At 62.2% G+C, this 16,655-nt stretch carries 12 protein-coding genes and 1 riboswitch; of the genes, 7 read left to right on the forward strand and 5 right to left on the reverse strand.

What is annotated here, in order from left to right:
• Nucleotides 1-138: 138 nt before the first annotated feature.
• Entirely contained in the window at nt 139-1,116 is a 978-nt protein-coding gene (locus tag BGC09_RS04840; protein WP_069802663.1) for an NAD(P)H-quinone oxidoreductase, read from the forward strand.
• Nucleotides 1,117-1,314: 198 nt separating this feature from the next.
• Here BGC09_RS04840 and BGC09_RS04845 read toward each other — a convergent pair whose 3' ends face one another.
• Complete coding sequence (locus BGC09_RS04845) at nt 1,315-2,661, reverse strand: hemolysin family protein (protein WP_069802665.1); 1,347 nt, start codon at nt 2,659-2,661, stop codon at nt 1,315-1,317.
• Nucleotides 2,662-3,148: 487 nt separating this feature from the next.
• A riboswitch (TPP riboswitch) is annotated at nt 3,149-3,263 on the forward strand.
• Nucleotides 3,264-3,694: 431 nt separating this feature from the next.
• On the opposite strand from BGC09_RS04845, the gene BGC09_RS04850 reads away from it, so the two are divergent.
• The 4 genes from BGC09_RS04850 to BGC09_RS04865 all read left to right on the forward strand — a co-directional run bounded on the left by BGC09_RS04850 (nt 3,695) and on the right by BGC09_RS04865 (nt 8,902).
• Nucleotides 3,695-4,465: an ABC transporter ATP-binding protein gene (locus BGC09_RS04850; RefSeq protein WP_069802667.1), complete on the forward strand. Its 771-nt coding sequence runs from the start codon at nt 3,695-3,697 to the stop codon at nt 4,463-4,465.
• Nucleotides 4,462-5,253, forward strand: coding sequence for an ABC transporter permease (locus BGC09_RS04855; protein ID WP_069802669.1), 792 nt, complete (start codon nt 4,462-4,464; stop codon nt 5,251-5,253). The genes BGC09_RS04850 and BGC09_RS04855 overlap by 4 nt, the downstream gene beginning before the upstream one ends.
• Before the next feature lie 46 nt (nt 5,254-5,299).
• Entirely contained in the window at nt 5,300-6,373 is a 1,074-nt protein-coding gene (locus tag BGC09_RS04860) for an ABC transporter substrate-binding protein (protein ID WP_069802670.1), read from the forward strand.
• Between the two features lie 282 nt (nt 6,374-6,655).
• Complete coding sequence (locus BGC09_RS04865; RefSeq protein WP_069802672.1) at nt 6,656-8,902, forward strand: WD40 repeat domain-containing serine/threonine protein kinase; 2,247 nt, start codon at nt 6,656-6,658, stop codon at nt 8,900-8,902.
• Nucleotides 8,903-8,972: 70 nt separating this feature from the next.
• On the opposite strand, the gene BGC09_RS04870 is transcribed toward BGC09_RS04865, so the two are convergent.
• Nucleotides 8,973-9,620: a thiamine diphosphokinase gene (locus BGC09_RS04870; RefSeq protein ID WP_069802675.1), complete on the reverse strand. Its 648-nt coding sequence runs from the start codon at nt 9,618-9,620 to the stop codon at nt 8,973-8,975.
• 360 nt (nt 9,621-9,980) lie between these two features.
• On the opposite strand from BGC09_RS04870, the gene BGC09_RS04875 reads away from it, so the two are divergent.
• Together BGC09_RS04875 and BGC09_RS04880 are read left to right on the forward strand one after the other, a co-directional pair.
• Nucleotides 9,981-11,342, forward strand: coding sequence for an FAD-binding oxidoreductase (locus tag BGC09_RS04875; RefSeq protein WP_069802677.1), 1,362 nt, complete (start codon nt 9,981-9,983; stop codon nt 11,340-11,342).
• An 8-nt stretch (nt 11,343-11,350) separates the two neighbouring features.
• Complete coding sequence (locus tag BGC09_RS04880; RefSeq protein WP_069802848.1) at nt 11,351-12,088, forward strand: SDR family oxidoreductase; 738 nt, start codon at nt 11,351-11,353, stop codon at nt 12,086-12,088.
• 12 nt (nt 12,089-12,100) lie between these two features.
• Here BGC09_RS04880 and BGC09_RS04885 read toward each other — a convergent pair whose 3' ends face one another.
• The 3 genes from BGC09_RS04885 to rnhB all read right to left on the reverse strand — a co-directional run bounded on the left by BGC09_RS04885 (nt 12,101) and on the right by rnhB (nt 16,652).
• Nucleotides 12,101-14,689: an ArnT family glycosyltransferase gene (locus BGC09_RS04885; RefSeq protein ID WP_069802679.1), complete on the reverse strand. Its 2,589-nt coding sequence runs from the start codon at nt 14,687-14,689 to the stop codon at nt 12,101-12,103.
• Between the two features lie 240 nt (nt 14,690-14,929).
• On the reverse strand, nt 14,930-15,685 hold the full coding sequence (rlmB, locus tag BGC09_RS04890) for a 23S rRNA (guanosine(2251)-2'-O)-methyltransferase RlmB (protein WP_069802681.1): 756 nt from the start codon (nt 15,683-15,685) through the stop codon (nt 14,930-14,932).
• A gap of 193 nt (nt 15,686-15,878) precedes the next feature.
• On the reverse strand, nt 15,879-16,652 hold the full coding sequence (rnhB, locus tag BGC09_RS04895) for a ribonuclease HII (protein WP_069802683.1): 774 nt from the start codon (nt 16,650-16,652) through the stop codon (nt 15,879-15,881).
• Between the last annotated feature and the right edge of the window lie 3 nt (nt 16,653-16,655).

The following is a 16,655-nucleotide window of genomic DNA, read 5'->3' on the forward strand; positions in this document are numbered from 1 at the left end:
GCGGGTCGTACCCGTACCTGACCGCCGCGGCCTGGGGAGAAATGTGATAAGGTTAAAGGAAGGAAGGAAGAGAGCACGGGCTGTAAGCAGCCTGCGGTCTGAAATGGAATCTGTTGATGGAATGGAGGAACAGTTTCGATGCGAGCAGTGGTGATCACTCATCCGGGAGGACCCGAGGTCCTGGCCGTTCGCGAGGTGCCGACGCCAGAGCCCCAGGGCGATCAGGTGCGTGTGCGTGTCCATGCTGCTGGCCTCAATCGGGCCGATTTGCTGCAGCGGGCGGGTGGCTATCCGCCGCCTCCTGATGCGCCTCCCGATATTCCCGGGCTGGAGTTTGCGGGAACCGTTGATGCGTTGGGGCCGCTGGCCCGCCGTTGGCGTCCAGGGCAGCGCGTGATGGGCCTGGCCGGAGGAGGGGCCCAGGCCGAGTACCTCGTCGTTCATGAAGGGTTGCTGGTAGAAATCCCCGACAATCTCGACTTTGTGCAGGCGGCAGGTGTTCCCGAGGTTTTCATGACCGCTCACGATGCCCTCTTTACGCAGGCGGGCCTGCAGATGGGCGAGCGTGTACTGATCCATGCCGCCGGCAGCGGCGTGGGCACGGCGGCCATTCAGCTGGCCCATGCTGCTGGAGCCATGACTTTCGGCACTGCGCGCACCGCGGCCAAGCTGGAGCAGGCCCGTGAGCTGGGGCTGGACCATGCCCTCTCTGCTCAGCATTTCGCCGCTGAGGTGCAGCGTTTGACTGGAGGGCAGGGCGTGCATGTGGTGCTGGACTTCGTTGGCTCCGCCTACCTGGCCCAGAATATGGAGGCCCTCGCTCCCTGGGGGCGCATGGTCATTCTGGCCACAATGGGCGGGGCCCAGGCTGAGATCAATCTCGGGCTGCTGATGGCCAAACGCTTGCAAATTCGCGGCTCAACCTTGCGCGCACGCAGTCTGGAGGAGAAGCTGACCGTCACGCGCCGCTTTGCCACCTCGGTCCTGCCTTTGTTGGCGAGCGGCAGGGTCAGGCCAGTCATTGAGCGGGTTTATCCACTGGAGGAGATTGCCGAGGCCCATCGCCAGATGGGAGAGAATCGTAACTTCGGGAAACTGGTGCTCTCCCTCAGCTAGCTGATCCCGTGTTTTTGTACGCTGACCAGCTCTCGCAAGCGCCGGCGAGCCAGTGGTGGCTGGCGCGCTCTCTCTGATTGGTTGGCTGTGTGGCTGTGTGGCTGTGTGGCGGTGATCGCCGCCGGTTCAAGAGCTGCAACTCGCCGGCGCGGAGCGCCCTGGGGCGGCGGAGATCCCTGGTGGGATCAGGAGACCGCTTCAGGCGGAGGTCTCTTGTTCGTCTTCGTGAGCCTGCTCGCCTGGCTGCCGCCGGCGGATCAGGACCTTATCGACGCGCCGGCCATCCATATCAATCACTTCCAGCTCAAAATTGCCCAGGGTCAGCCGGTCCCCTTCGTGGGGAATACGATCGAGGTGAGCCTGCACCAGGCCGGCGATGCTGTTGTACTGCCCGCGCTCTTCCTCGGGGATGGGCGGCAGCCCAATCTGTTCACGGACGGTCTCGTAGCTCTCCAGGCCATCGACCAGCCACGAGCCATCTTCTCGCTGGACGATGCTGCGCTCCTCGTCCACATCGTACTCATCCTGGATCTCGCCCACCAGCTCCTCTAGCAGATCCTCCATAGTTACCAGGCCGCTCACTTGGCTGTATTCGTCGATGACCATAGCAATCTGGGCCCGCTCGCGCTTGAAGCGGCGCAGCAAATCGTCCAGGTGCTGCTGCTCCAGAGCAAAGATCGGTGTGCGCAACAGGCGTAGATAGTCTCGGCTGGCGCTGCCAGTCAACATGTAGAGCAGGTCTTTGGCGTGCAGGATACCGAGAACGTTGTCGATCGTGTCTCGGTAGACCGGTAGGCGGCTGTAGCCGCTCTCGCGGAAGACACGCGCTACCTCTTCGAGAGGAGCGCTGGCTTCAATGGCCACAACTTCGCTGCGTGGGCGCATCACCTCGCGCACAGTGCGATCTGCAAAGTGGAGGGCGCGGCGAATAAATTCCTCTTCTTCGCGCTCGACTGCTCCACTGGTGAAACCTTCATGGGTCAGGTAGACAATGTCTTCTTCTGTGACCTCTGGCTGCGCCTCGGTCCGTTGGCCGAGCAGGCGTAGCAGGAGGTTTGTGGAGAGCGTGAGCAGGCCGACGATGGGGCGGGCAAGGCGCGACAGTAGACTCATGACGGGGGCGGCGGCGCTGGCCACACTTTCGGCGTGCTGCAATGCCAGGCGCTTGGGGGCCAGCTCGCCGATGACCAGCGTGAAGTAGGTGATCAGCAGGACGTCGATGGCCAGCGCCAGGCTATCGGCGTAAGCGCCGACGAGGGGCAGCGTGCGCAGCCAGGCTGCCAGTGGACCACTCAGGCTGGCGCCGCTGAAGGCCGCTGCCAGGGTGCTGATGAGAGTAATGCCTACCTGGACGGTCGCGAGAAAGCGGTCCGGTTCCTCGGCCAGCTCCAGGGCCTGTCGGGCCCGTTTCTTCCCAGCCTGGGCCTGCTGCTGAAGCCTGCCACGCCGCGCCGAAACGGTGGCAATCTCTGAAGCCGCGAAGAAACCGTTGGCGACCATTAACAGAAAAATAATGAGCAATTCAAGGCCGAGTCTACCAGACATGCCTCCGCTCTCCTCTCTTCTGTCCTCTTCTCTGGACCGTGATCTCGCTCGGGCAACTCTACCAGCAGCCTGACTGATCGTATGGTAGTGGTGCGTGATTGTGGCTGACGCCTTGCCCAGGCCAGAGTGCCTGCTCGCGTGGCACCACGGTACTGGGTCAGGCTCGCACGCTCGGCTAGCGCCCGGCAGGGGTAGTCTTATTCTAACACGTCCGTCACTGCCGGAGTGAGTGTCTGGCAAAAGCTGCCTGGTAGAGGTGGGGGCGCACGGACCCGGTCCAGGCCGGCCTGCTCTGCTTCCGAGGGTGCTCTGCCTCTCTGCTCTGGAACGCACTCACTTCACAGCGGTCGCGCTTATGGGCTATAATAGCGGTGCAGGGGCTGGCGAGCGAGCGGTCAAACCGGCGTGCGGCGCGGCTCCTGCAGTTTCCTGATCTGAGGAAGCGTCAAACACAGCATTTTCTGTTCTGTACTGTCATTCTATCTAATGGCGCTGCTAGGGGAGCCGTTCCAGGCTGAGAGGGCGACCATCGACAGATGGTTTGCCGACCCTGAAAACCTGATCTGGGTAATACCAGCGGAGGGAAGCGGCGAGCGCATTCGCCCTCGGCGCTCGCAAGAGGTGCACCGGTCCTGAGCGAGCCAGCCCAGCGAGGGGGATGCGTATGAGCAGCAATCTCTGCCTCATCGCCACACACCAGAAGCCCATGCATGAGCGCCCGCCGATTGTCGATACAGGTGCAAAAGCTACCACGGTGCCTGCTGCGCGGTGCTGCAGCTAGGTTGGTGGCGCGTGGCGGCCTCTTCCCCCGCTGCATAGACTGCTCGCTGCCAACTCCGAACTGAGCCGGAGGGCAAGGCGCGAGCCATTGCAATGAGGCTCGTTCTGCTCTACTTTGCGCTTCATACCTTTGCTTTGGGTTCCTCTCCTGAGAGTGGCTGTTTCGGTCCCCTTTCAGCGCGCCACTCTGTTCTGCGCGGCTACCAGGCGCGCAGACTTAGCCTTGTTAGTGACCGATCGTGGAGCAACAGCAATGCCTTCGCCCAAATTGCAGCTGACGGGAGTCACGCACTGCTACCGCGCCGGGAGACAGAGCGTAGAGGCACTGGCTGGCATCGATCTGACGGTGAACGTGGGCGAGTTTGTGACCATTGTTGGCCCCAGCGGCTGCGGCAAAAGTACCCTGTTTAATATCATTGCCGGAGTCGAGGAACCGACCGGCGGCACCATTATGCTTGACGGCGCAGTGAATGGCGAGCGCGCCGGCAAGACGGGCTACATGCCGCAGCAGCCGCTGCTCTTGCCCTGGCGAACCGTCGAAGAGAATGTCATGTTGGGCCTGGACATTCGCCGGGTCCCGCGCCAGCTGGCGCGGGAACAGGCCCGCGAGCTGCTCAAGCGCTTTGGTCTGAGCGAGTTCGCCAATCACTACCCGGCCTCGCTCTCCGGCGGAATGAGCCAGCGCGTGGCTCTACTGCGCACCGTGCTTTTTCATCCCTCTTTTCTCCTGTTAGACGAGCCTTTTGGCGCTCTCGATGCCCTGACGCGCCTCTCTTTACAGATGTGGCTGCAGGAACTCTGGCAGAGTCTCCAGGCCAGCATTCTCTTTATTACCCATGATGTTCGGGAGGCCATCCTGCTCTCGGACCGCATCTACATCTTCAGTGCTCGCCCGGCCCGTGTGCTGCGCGTCGTCGAGGTGGAGCTGCCGCGCCCGCGGCGCCCAGAGCAGCTAGCCACGCCCGCGGCGGCCAGTCTCGAACAAGAATTGATCAGCTTGCTGCTAAAGGAGCAGACGGCATGAACGGCAGTGCCTCCACTACTCTGCGCAGGCTGGCCAGCTATGGACCGGCCATTATGCTCGCCACGCTGCTCCTCGTACTCTGGGAGAGCTATGTGCGCCTTGCCCGGGTGAGTCCGTTCATTCTGCCAGCTCCCACGGCTATGCTGCAGGCGCTAGTGACCAATTGGGACCTCCTCTACGAGCACACCTTACAGACGCTGGTCGAGACCCTGATCGGCCTGGCTATCTCGGTAGTCCTGGGTCTGCTTATTGCCGTGCTGCTCGACCTCTCTCCCTGGGTACGGCGCGCGCTTTACCCGCTGCTACTGACCTCGCAGACCATCCCAATGGTGGCGCTGGCGCCGTTGCTGCTGGTCTGGTTCGGCTACGGCCTGCTGCCCAAGGTCTTGCTGGTGATTCTCTACTGCTTTTTTCCTATTGCCGTGGCCTGTGCCGATGGGCTGCTGAGCGTCGAGCCGGAGCTGATCAAGGTCCTGCGGAGCATGCACGCCTCGCGCTGGCAGATCCTCTGGTTGGTGCGTCTGCCAGGGGCCTTACCGGCCTTCTTCTCCGGCTTGCGCATTGCCGTCACCTACAGCGTTACGGGGGCCATTGTCGGCGAGTACGTCGGTGCCGAGAAGGGCCTGGGCCTCTATATGGAGACCTCGGCCAACTCCTTTGCGATGGCCAATGTGTTGGCGGCGGTCCTGATTACTGTCGTCTTGACCATCCTGCTCTTTGGCCTGGTGGCCCTCTGTGAGCGTCTGGCCCTTCCCTGGTATTTTACCCAGGCACGCACGCAGCGCTGAAACGCCGCGCTTTAGCCTTTGCTTGACTTGAAAGGATGCCTCGCCTATGAGCAACAGAACGCGCTTGACAGTAAGCATTGTGATCCCGCTGCTGGTCATTGTGGTGGTCGTGGGGGCTTTCCTCTGGCAGCAGCATGGAGCCGGCTCTGGAACCAGCACCAGCCCCACCGGTACCGGCACAGCCCGGCCCCTGACGACGGTCAAGCTGGCCCTCGACTGGACGCCTAATACCAATCACACGGGTATTTATGTGGCCCTGGCCCAGGGATGGTATGCCCAGGAAGGGATCAGGTTGGAGATTCTGCCGTATTCTTCGAATGTCTCGCCCGACGTGCTGGTCAGTACTGGCAAGGCCGATGTGGGCATTAGCTCGACCGAGGGCGTGGTCACCGATGCAGCCCTCGGCCAGCCGGTGGTCTCGATCGCTGCTATTATCCAGCATAATACTTCAGCGCTGGTGACGCTGGCCAAGTCCGGCCTGAAGCGTCCGCGCGATCTCGATGGCAAGGTCTATGCAGCTTTCGGCGCGCCTTACGAGACGGCGGTGGTGAGCGCCATTATCAAGCACGACGGTGGCAAAGGGGTGTTTCGCAGTGTGACACTGGATGTCGATAGTATGCAGGCGCTGGAGACGGGGCGTGTCGACTTTGTCTGGGTCTTTGAAGGTTGGGAAGTCATCCAGGCTCAGCGCCAGGGGGTGCAGCTGAATGTCTTCCCGGTGACCAGCTATGGCATTGCCGATTACTATACCCCCACCTTGATTACGGGGCCAGGCCAGATCAAGGAGGAGCCGGATGTACTGCGTCGCTTCATGGCGGCGACGGCGCGAGGCTATGAGTATGCGCGCCAGCATCCGCGTGAGGCGGCGCAGATGCTGCTCAATATGGCTCCCAAGGGCACCTTTCCTGATCCCGGCCTGGTCTACGCCAGCCAGGAGTTCTTGAGTCCGCGCTACGCTGACCCAGCTCGCCAGTGGGGCTGGCAGGACTCCGCCCCCTGGCATGGGTATCCTCAGTTCATCCTGGATACGGGCCAGATTAAGAATAGTGCCGGTCAGGTCGTGCGCTCGCTCAATTTCGACTCGCTCTATACGAATGCCTTCCTGCCTCAGTCTCAGTAATTGAGCGCCTGGCGCTACTGGCCTGGCCCGAGCAGGATAGGTGGCGGCCAACGGAAGAGCATGCCCGGTCGACTCCTCCGTTGGCCGTTGGGCTTTTGGGCGGAGGCTGGACGGGAGTGCTGCTCTCCTCAACCAGCCAGACAGAGCGGCTGAGCAGGCAAGGCAGGCGGAGGCCGATACCTCGGCGCACTCTCTTCGTTTCATCAAATAGATGGATATCCTGCCATGCTGGATCTATCTGCTCGATAAGCTGCTCTAGCCTTGGTGCGAAGAACCACCGTTATGCAAACATCCGACCGCTACACCTTTTGCCCGACATGTGGGGCCGCCAACAGTTTGGAAACCCAGGTCTGCCAGTACTGTCAAGCCTCTCTCTCGCCTGCTGCTGATCCTGCAGCTACTGCCGACCCTTCGTCGACCCAGGGAGCGCCGATCATTATCAAGATCGAGTCTGATGTGGAAGCGCAACCGGTAGACAGCCGTTCGCTCGTGCCGCTCTGGCCCGGGATGGTTTTGCGCGAGCGCTATCACATTCTGCGTATCTTGGGACGTGGTGGCTCTGGGGCGGTCTATGAGGCCAGCGACCTGCACGAAGGTGAGCGCCGTGTGGCTATCAAAGAGATCGTGGCCTTCCACCTAGAGCCACGAGTGGCTGCTGAGACGATCGCCTCCTTCTACAGCGAGGCCTCGCTGCTGGCGACCTTGCGCCATCCCAGCCTGCCGGAGGTCTACGAGTATTTTACCGAGCAGGATTGCTGCTATCTGGTCATGGAATTCATCCAGGGTGAGACGCTGGAGGAGCGTCTGCAGCGCAGTCAGGGTGGTCGCCTTCCTCTCGATGAGGCCCTGGAGATTGCCGTTCAGCTCTGCACGGTCCTTGAATACTTGCATTCGCGCCCGGTGCCTATTATTTTCCGCGACCTGAAGCCGGCCAATATCATGCTCGATAGTGTCGCCGGACGGGTCTGCCTGATTGACTTTGGCATTGCGCGCCGTTTCAAGCCAGGCCAGAGCCGCGATACGCTCGCCCTGGGTTCACCTGGCTATGCGGCCCCTGAGCAGTATGGCAGGGCGCAGAGCACGCCCCAGGCCGATATCTACGGGCTGGGGGCCACGCTCCACCAGATGCTCACAGGCGTTGATCCCTCAGAGGCCCCTTTGCACTTTGTCCCACTGCGCTCCTTTGATCCGGCCCTCCCTCCTGAGCTCGATGAGCTGGTGGCGCATATGGTAGAGATTTCCCCCCAGAAACGGCCAGCCAGCGCGGCAGAAGTGCGCCGCCAGCTTGAGTCGATCCGCCACCGTCTTCCACGCACCCGACGAGCCAGCAGCCGCGGGCAAAGCCAGCAACCATCTCCAGCCCCGGGAAAGCGCAGGCAGCCAGGGGCCCAGCCTTCATCTGCTGGACCGTCTGCCGCCGCTGCTCCTTCGGCCCCAGCGCTACCGCGTCGTCTGCTGCTCATTGCTGGACCTTTCGTTCTGGGGGCCGTGGTGGGCATCTTTGGAGCGCGCGAGCTGGACCTGCCCCTGATCCCGGCCTCGGCCAACCTCCAGACGCCGACCGTCTTCGCTCGCACGCCGGCAGCCAATCTGCTCTCACTCCCGCGTGTGAGCGTGAGCCTGGCCCTGAGCTACCGCGGCCATCAAGCCCCAGTTCGCGCCCTGGCCTTCTCCAGCGACGGGCAGTATCTGGCTTCTGGTGACCTGGCGCATGCGGTTCACATCTGGGAGCCGCTCTCTGGCGAGCTGCTGCTGCGCTATGATGATCATCGCGCGGCCATTACCTCCCTCGCCTGGCTCCCTGGCACCAGCGTGCTGGCTTCGAGCAGCGAGGATGGCACAGTCCAGGTCTGGGATGTGGCTCAACAGCGGCGCCTGCTTGTGTATCGGGGCCATCGGGGAGCTGTGCGAGCGGTCAAGGGGAGCACAATAGGTTTGTTCGCCTCGGGAGGAGTCGACGGCAGCGTGCAGGTCTGGGATGCCAGCACTGGCGCGCGCAGCTTGCTGCTCCTGGACGAGAGCCGTGCTCCGATCAGCGCTCTGAGCTGGTCACCGGCGACTACCATCCTGGCCTCTGCCGATGAGCAAGGCAACGTGTTGCTGTGGGAGACCCGTAATGCGGCGCTGAGCGCGCGTCAGAGGGTACTCGACGCTGTGAGCGGGCAACCTGTGGCCCTGCTAGCACTGGCCTGGTCGCCCGATGGCTCGCAGCTGGCAGGTGCCGGAGCCGACGGCCAGGTTGTCTTGATCAGTCTACAGGGCAGCGCCTTTCTGGGCGGCCAGGTCGTCTCATCGTCCCCCTGCACCGCTCTGGCCTGGTCGCCAGATAGTCGCCTGCTGCTGGTTGGCAGCGGCAATCAGGCTACCATCTGGCTGGCCAGTACAACCGCTTACAGTCCACTCTACACCTATGAAGAGCAGGACGGGAGTGTGGCGGCAGTGGATTGGTCGCTGAATGGCGGGCTGCTCGCTTCCACGGGCGGGAAGAGCGTGCGTGTCTGGAGTGTGAGCAGCAGCAGCAGCAGCTAATCCACGCAGGAGCTGGAAATGACCGGGCGAGAGGACGAGCGAGCTGCTGCCGACAGTGGCCTGGAGCGGATCAGAGGAGGTCGCTGCGCGTGTGGATGATCAATAGCTGGCCGCTGACCAGGGAGATGCTGGCCTCCGGCTGGATCAGCTGATTGCTGACGCCACGGGGCCGGCCAAAGACGAGCCTCTCCCCGTGCAGCGGGTAGTACAGTCCCTGGGTAGAGACGCCCTGCGCATCGCCCGCCAGCGGCAGCAGCGAGACCAGGTCGCCGGTCTGACCACGGACCTGCGTGACGCCGGGACCGCGCAGCAGCCAGCAGATGGATGGCCCGTCGACGAGGCGCACCGTCACTTGATCATAAGCTGCCAGCAGCAGCACGTTAGCCAGGGCGTGGTCGCAGCGGGCCCCACCCCAGGCTCCCAGAATGGTCACAGCCGTTGCTCCCTGCTCAATGGCATATTGGAGCGCCAGCTCGCTATCGGTCTCGTTCTTCTCGACAGGCGTTTGCACAAAACGGCAGCCAGCGGCCTCAATTTGAGCCGCCAGGGCAGGCGCGAGCGAATCCAGGTCGCCCAGTACGACAGCTGGCAGCCGGCCCAGGCGAAGAGCGCTCTCGGCCCCACCATCTGCCGCCAGAACCAGGTCTGCCTGGCGCAGGACCTCCTCAACCAGAACGCTCGGGTGCAGCGTTCCACCGGCGAAGATTACCGCCTGCATCTCTGCATGTCGACTCCTTTCTGCCAATTGTTGTCGCCGCCCGTCCTGGTCCGTTCAGGACGGCGGGCGGACAGCTCTTGACTGGAGAGCATTGTACCATCTCGTCGACATAGCAAACGAGGGCCAGAAAGGGGCAGAGACGTGCAAAGCGGCGAATAATGACGTACAATGGCCCTGGTTGGCTGGAAGGCTTCTGGCTGTCCGCAGCTGCTTCTCCCTGGCTACCCCATCAGTGCAGTGAGTGAGCGACCTCTTGCTGTCAGCCTGCCAGCTTGCCAACAAGCCAATGTGTAGCTCTCTTGGAGCGTTGTCCGTTCTACAGGTGGAAGTCTTCACTTCGCCACGTGGGGGAAACAAGCGATGCTTTCCACGCAAGCGATACCGCAATCATGGGGGCGCTATCCGCGCGTCAAGCCAGCGCGCGTCATACCGATCTACTGGCGTGATCAACTGCCCGATCTGCGGACCCTGCCCGGCCCGCTGCTGGCCTACGGCTATGGCCGCAGCTATGGCGATAGCTGCCTCAACGAAAATGGAACAGTGCTGGCGGTCAGTCACCTGCGGCGTTTTCTGGCCTTTGATGAGGAACAGGGGCTGTTACGCTGCGAGGCCGGGGTCTCGCTGGCCGAGATTCTGGACCTGGTTGTGCCTCGGGGCTGGTTCCTCCCGGTCTCCCCAGGCACGAAATTTGTATCGGTGGGTGGCGCCATCGCCAACGATATTCACGGTAAGAACCATCACAAGGCGGGAACCTTCGGCTGCCACGTTACGCGCTTCGAGTTGCTGCGCTCGAATGGCGAGCGCCTGATCTGCTCGCCGACTGAGAATCGTGAGCTGTTTGAGGCGACCATTGGCGGCCTCGGCCTGACGGGCCTGATCCTCTGGGCCGAGTTTCGCCTGAAGCGCATTCACAATCCCTATATTGATATGGAGCGTATCCGCTACGATTCGCTCGAAGAGTTTATGGAGCTGTGTGCCGAATCCGACGAGCAGTATGAGTATACAGTGGCCTGGGTCGATTGCCTGGCGAGTGGCAGTAAGCTCGGACGGGGGATCTTCATGCGCGGCAATAATAATCAGTCGCCCGAATATGCTCACAAGCCATTGCCGCGTAAGCTACCGCTGGCTGTGCCCGTTGATCTACCGTCCTTTACCTTGAATACGCTGACACTGAAAGCCTTCAATACGCTCTATGATCACTCACAGCTGCAGAAGCGTGTCTTTAAAGTCGTCCCCTATGAACCCTTCTTTTATCCTCTCGACTCTATCCATGACTGGAACCGCATGTATGGACCGCGCGGCTTCTTCCAGTATCAGTGTGTCGTGCCTTACGATCAGGGCTACGATGTCATGAAGGAGATTCTGCAGCGCATCAGCCGTTCTGGTCAGGGTTCCTTCCTGGCGGTCCTGAAGAAGTTTGGAGACGTGCGCTCGCCTGGTCTGCTCTCCTTCCCGCGTCCGGGCCTGACCCTGGCTCTGGATTTTGCCAACCAGGGGCCGAAGACGCTGCGCCTCTTTGATGAGCTGGATGCCCTGGTACGCGAGAGCGGCGGGGCGCTGTACCCGGCCAAAGATGCGCGTATGCACGGCGAGGATTTCAAGCGCTTCTTCCCGCGCTGGGAGGAGTTTATGCGCTCGGTTGATCCAAAGTTCTCATCCAGTTTCTGGAGACGGATGGCCCTTGTTCCTTCGCGGGAGCAGTCTGCCACGGTAGAGGTTTGACTATGGTGTTGCAGAAAGTTGTGATTGTTGGAGCGACCTCGGCCATCGCCTACGAGGCGGCGAAGTGCATGGCGGCCCGGGGCGCCGAGTTGTTTCTGGTTGGGCGCAACCCGGCAAAACTGGAGACGGTAGCCGCCGATCTGCAGGTGCGTGGGGCTCAGCGGGTCGAAACCTTCGTTCTGGATGTTAACGATGTGGCGCGCCATCAGGAGATGTTCGACGCCGCCGTGGCGGCCTTCGGCTGGCTGGATGGCCTGCTCATTGCCCACGGTACGCTTGGCGATCAGCGCAAGTGCGAGCTGAGCGTTGAGGAGACGCTGCGCGAGTTCCAGACCAATGCCCTCAGCGTGATCGCCCTGCTAACGCTGGTCGCGAATTATTTTGAGCAGCGCGGGCGCGGCTGCATTGCGGTGCTCTCTTCGGTGGCAGGCGATCGCGGGCGCCCCAGCAACTATGTCTATGGCGCTGCCAAGGGGGCGGTCTCGATCTTCTTGCAGGGCCTGCGCGCTCGCCTGGCCAGGCACGGCGTGGCCGTTGTGACCATTAAGCCGGGACTGGTCGATACGCCGATGACGGCTCACTTGCGCAAGGGGCTGCTCTTCTCTAGCGCGCGCCGCGTTGGGCGCGGCGTCTACCGCGCCATGCAGCAGGGCCGTCCGGTGGCCTATTTGCCCGGCTACTGGCGCCTGGTGATGCTGATCATTCGCCTGATTCCGGAGCGGGTCTTTCAGCGCCTCTCGCTCTAGCCTGCTTCCAGCTCAAGACAGAGGTAGGTAGTTGACCTGGCCATTGGGGCCGATCTCCAAAAAGTAGAGGGGACGCCCCGGGAAGGCGCGGCGCAGGCGCGCGAACTCCTCCGGCTCGCTGGCCCGGGCATAAATGATGTCTCCCTGCTGTAAGAGGGGAGCGTTGAGGGGAAAGAGGACGAAGTCGTAGAGTGCCAGGTCGCTGGTGACGACAATGGCGTGATGTACTGGGGGCTGGTAGATGGCCTGCAGATCGATCTGCGTTCCGGCTGGCAGCCCGCTGTAGTTGTGATAGAGGCCGATCTGTCGCGGAGTATAGTACACGAGGTTGCAGGCCAGCAGAGCAGTGAAGAGCAGGGCCGTCAGCAGGCTGCATTGTCCAGGCAGACCGACCACGAATGGCCCAACGGTGGGCTTTTGCCTCGTCGTCGTCGGCTCGGATGCAGCTCTCTCCTGCTGGGATTGAGCGGCCCGGCTGGCTGAACGGACCCGCAACACCTGTCCCACGCTCTGGATGATGGCCTGCTCGCTCTGGGCCAGCGCCACCAGGCCGCGGGCGCTCAGCAGGAGCAAAAAGGGAAGCGTCTCATACAGATAGCGCGGCCCCAGATAGATGCCGTGGTAAAAGTAGCCCACAAAGGCCAGGGCAATGGCCGCCGTCCCGGCCAGCAGCAGCCAATCTGTGGCACGGCTCCGGCCACTGATGAAAGGCAGCAGTGGTAAGGCCAGCGTGAGGTAGAAAGGCCAGCCGAAGAGGTCGATGGCCAGAAGGGTCAGCTGCTCGTCGAGATTGACCAGGCCAGCGGCCAGAGTGTGGGCACCATAGAAGCCGATCCCCTGGCCAAAGCCCCAGCGGTCACCGGCGAAAAACAACTCGCGCGGCGAGTTCAGCGGATCACCCGTCAGGGCCAGGTTAAAGAGCAGATCGAGGACGAGGAAGAGCAACAGGATCAGGCTGGAAGCGAGCAAGGCCCACAGCCAGAAGCTCGGCCAGGGACGCCAGCGCCGCCAGGCGACAAAGAGGGTGGCGCCGCTCAGCATCGCAATATAGAGCAGCGCCACCTGCTCGCGCGTCAGATAGGCCAGCCCGAAGCAGAGCGCCGCTAGAGGCAACCCCCAGAGCTTGCCCTCTTGCTGGAAGCGCAGCAGCGACCAGAAACCCCAAACAAGATAGAAGAGCGTGATGGTATGGCTGAGGTAGGAGGCCGCCAGATAACTGTAAAACGGCGAGAACACCCCGAGCACCACAGCCAGCGTAGCGACCGTGCGATCGTAGAGGCGTGCGGCGATCAGACCGATTCCCAGCAGGGCGAACGTCCCCAGGACCGGCTCGACGGCGTAGGGGAGGCCCAGCCAGAAGCCGGGCACCAGCGTGAGGGCGGTGCCGGGCGGATATTGGGCGAACCAGCGACCTGCGAACTGAACCATGAAAGGACCGGGGAAAAGGTCTGGTGTGGGTGGCAGGGGTACCGCCAGCCGCCCCTGAGCATACATCTTGGCAGCGAAGACGTAGGCGGCGGCGTCATAGATATGGGGCTGACCATTGTATTCGACGCGCGCAATCCAGAGCGTATAGCCCAAAGAGCCGATCAGGGCGAACAGAGCCAACGGATGCAGCGCCAGTGTCAGGCGCCGCCACCAGCCCGTGAGAAAGCCAGGCAGAACCTGGCTGCGGCTGGCCCCCCAGAACCTAAACCAGGGCCATTTCCGACTGGGGGCGCCACCTGCGCGCTCCTGGTGAGCGGGCGGCGAGGGAGGTGGCCGCCGGGCGAAAACCAGCCTCTGACCTCCGAAGAAGCTGATCCTCGTCAAGGCGCCAGCGACCAGTGTCTGCAGGAGCAGCAGGGCCGTTGCCCAGAGCAGCGAGCGCACCAGGGTATCAACGACCTCGGCCCCGAAGGGCGCGGCATCCAGCGGAAAAAAGACGCTCCTCATAGGCTGGGCTGATCCTGTTCCCTCTTGAGAGGACAGCTCAGGGGTGAGCCAGATCAAGCTCAGGCTGCGATCGTTACGATCCAGCGTAATCTGCAGCATGCCACCGCTGGCGGTCATCAAAATCAGCGAGCGCGGAGTCTCCGGTCGTTGCAGCTCAAGATGCAGACGCAGCGTCGTGCTCCCCGGCAGACTCACCGTTGTCGAGGGAGCAGGCCAGGCCACAGCCCGTATCAGATGCTGACCGCTCCAGACCTCCAAATTGTGCCAGCGACTGCTCCCCTCTAAGTCGCGCATCCAGCTTTGAAAGCGATAGTACCACGACGAGGAAATACTATGAATATACGAGAGGTCGAGTGTGAAGTTATTGGTACTGTCGCTACCGTCGATCTGGTACTCATGCAGCGCGGGGTCCTGGGCCGGCAAACGCAGCCCTATCAGAGGCGCCAGATGGCCTAAAGGGAGGCGCTGGCCTCCCACGAGCAGGGTCGTCGTTCCCGGCTGGCTCAGCACCTCTACCGGCAAAGCGACCTGATAGCAGCAAGCATCGGCTCCCAGCAAGAGCAGCAGCAGGCCAGCCAGTAGTAAACAGCGCCAGCGCCAGGAGAGCGCTCGGCGTTGCTTCCGCGTCGGCCTGGTGGAGGGTGGGATCTGTGCACTGCCTCTCATGCTCATCCTGCTGCCTGACCTGCGTCCCCCCAGGAACGCTTCCCACAGCGACATCGACTATGTCTGCTCTTCACAAACTTACTCGTCCCAGCCACTACCAGCATCATCGCCCGCTCTCTGCTCTCTGCCGTCCCATCTGTACCCATCTGTAGGAAGGCAAGATATCGCTCCTGCCCGGTGCGGTGCCCACAGCAAGAATGCCGGTCAGCCCTCCTCAAGTATAAGGGGCCTGTGTAGCGCTCATGGCTTGAGGCGTTTGCCCTGCTCCTGCTGGCGCAGGGCCTCATAGAGAACGATACTTCCGGCGACCGCTGCATTCAGCGACTGGATACGCCCGCGCATAGGGATGCTTACCAACAGGTCGCAATGCTCGCGGACAAGGCGGTGCAGCCCCTTCGCCTCGCTGCCCACCACCAGCGCCAGCGGCCCCGTCAGATCGGCCTCAGTATAGCGCTGACGGGCACTGGCATCCAGACCGATGACCCATATATTTTGTTGCTTCAAAAACTCGATACAGCGTGTCAAATTGGTCTCGCGAGCGATCAAGAGATGCTCAGTAGCGCCGGCGGAAGTCTTGACCACAGCGGGCGTAATATCCGCGGCGCGGTGCTCTGGAATAACAACGCCGTGTACGCCGGCGGCCTCAGCGGTGCGCAGCAAAGAACCCAGGTTCGTCACGTCCTGCAAGGAGTCCAGAATCAGCACAAAAGGATCTTCCTGGCGCTCGGCAGCATAGGCCAGGATCTCATCGAGGCTGACATAGCGTCGCGACTCCACCACTGCAATACAACCCTGGTGGACGGAGCCGCTGCTTAACTGATCGAGGCGGGTACGAGGCACACTCTCGATAGGGATCGAGCGTCGTTGCGCCTCCTCGACGATGGCCCGGAGAGCTGGCGCCTCGCGCAATCCCTCAGCCAGAAGCAAGCGCTTGACCCGGCGCGGCGAGCGCAGGCTCTCCAGCACTGGATTGCGGCCCCAGACATAATCGGGCATAGCACTTCCTCAGCAGACGAAAGGTAACGGAACAGACCTGGTCGATAAGGCAAAGCAAAGCAAAGCAAAGCAAAGCAAAGCAAGCAAAGGACCCCTCCAACCTGCCGGACTGATGAGGTCAGATCTGGCTGGCCAGCGGGCGGACAAGAAAGGACAGCCTGGCTTTCCTTCTCTTTGGCAGGCTGTCCTCTGGCTAGAGCCGGCTATCGTCCCCCTCTTCCAGGGACGCCAATGGCATGGCTGGAAGGGAGGGCACAGCGCCCTCAGACTCGGGCAGGGCACTGAAGAGGCCAGCGACCAGCTCGCGTACTGGGGCAAAACTTTGACGATGATGCGGACTCACGCCATAGCGGCGCAAGGCGGCAAGATGGGCCTCCGTCCCATAACCCTTATGGCGATCGAAGCCATAGACAGGAAACTCCTCGTGAAGACGCTCCATCAGGTGATCGCGCGTCACCTTGGCGACCACAGAGGCGGCAGCAATGGAGAGGCAGCGCGCATCACCCTTGATCAGAGGGCGCTGGGGCAGAGGAACCCCGGGCAGCGTCAGCGCGTCCAGCAGCAACGCCTCGGGCCGGACCTGTAGCTGGGCCAGAGCCTCGCGCATAGCCCAGCGGGTGGCCTCCAAAATATTGCGTTGGTCGATCAACTCCACCGAGGCTATGCCCACGCCCACAGCGAGCGCCAGCTGCTGAATCACCGCATACATGCGCTCGCGCTGCGCGGGAGTCATCTGTTTTGAATCGCGCAGCTTCGTACGTAAGAACAGAGCCGTCGCATCCTGATCGGACCCGCTTTCGAGCGTTTCAGACGCCGACGTCAACCGGGCCAGGCGCTCGACAGGAAGGATGACGGCAGCGGCCACCACTGGGCCGGCCAGGCAACCACGGCCAGCTTCGTCCAGTCCGGCAACGAAACGATACCCCTGAGCAAGCAGCGCCAGCTCTTCCTCTAAGGTTGGCTCCATGTC

The sequence above is a fragment of the Thermogemmatispora onikobensis genome, assembly GCF_001748285.1.
Lineage (GTDB): Bacteria > Chloroflexota > Ktedonobacteria > Ktedonobacterales > Ktedonobacteraceae > Thermogemmatispora > Thermogemmatispora onikobensis.

What these genes read in the sequence shown, in the direction of transcription:
- rlmB (WP_069802681.1), bottom strand. Translation starts at nt 15,685, where the DNA reads ATGCCCGATTATGTCTGGGGCCGCAATCCAGTGCTGGAGAGCCTGCGC.
- BGC09_RS04855 (WP_069802669.1), top strand. Translation starts at nt 4,462, where the DNA reads ATGAACGGCAGTGCCTCCACTACTCTGCGCAGGCTGGCCAGCTATGGA.
- BGC09_RS04850 (WP_069802667.1), top strand. Translation starts at nt 3,695, where the DNA reads ATGCCTTCGCCCAAATTGCAGCTGACGGGAGTCACGCACTGCTACCGC.
- BGC09_RS04885 (WP_069802679.1), bottom strand. Translation starts at nt 14,689, where the DNA reads ATGAGAGGCAGTGCACAGATCCCACCCTCCACCAGGCCGACGCGGAAG.
- BGC09_RS04860 (WP_069802670.1), top strand. Translation starts at nt 5,300, where the DNA reads ATGAGCAACAGAACGCGCTTGACAGTAAGCATTGTGATCCCGCTGCTG.
- BGC09_RS04845 (WP_069802665.1), bottom strand. Translation starts at nt 2,661, where the DNA reads ATGTCTGGTAGACTCGGCCTTGAATTGCTCATTATTTTTCTGTTAATG.
- BGC09_RS04840 (WP_069802663.1), top strand. Translation starts at nt 139, where the DNA reads ATGCGAGCAGTGGTGATCACTCATCCGGGAGGACCCGAGGTCCTGGCC.
- BGC09_RS04865 (WP_069802672.1), top strand. Translation starts at nt 6,656, where the DNA reads ATGCAAACATCCGACCGCTACACCTTTTGCCCGACATGTGGGGCCGCC.
- BGC09_RS04870 (WP_069802675.1), bottom strand. Translation starts at nt 9,620, where the DNA reads ATGCAGGCGGTAATCTTCGCCGGTGGAACGCTGCACCCGAGCGTTCTG.
- BGC09_RS04875 (WP_069802677.1), top strand. Translation starts at nt 9,981, where the DNA reads ATGCTTTCCACGCAAGCGATACCGCAATCATGGGGGCGCTATCCGCGC.
- rnhB (WP_069802683.1), bottom strand. Translation starts at nt 16,652, where the DNA reads ATGGAGCCAACCTTAGAGGAAGAGCTGGCGCTGCTTGCTCAGGGGTAT.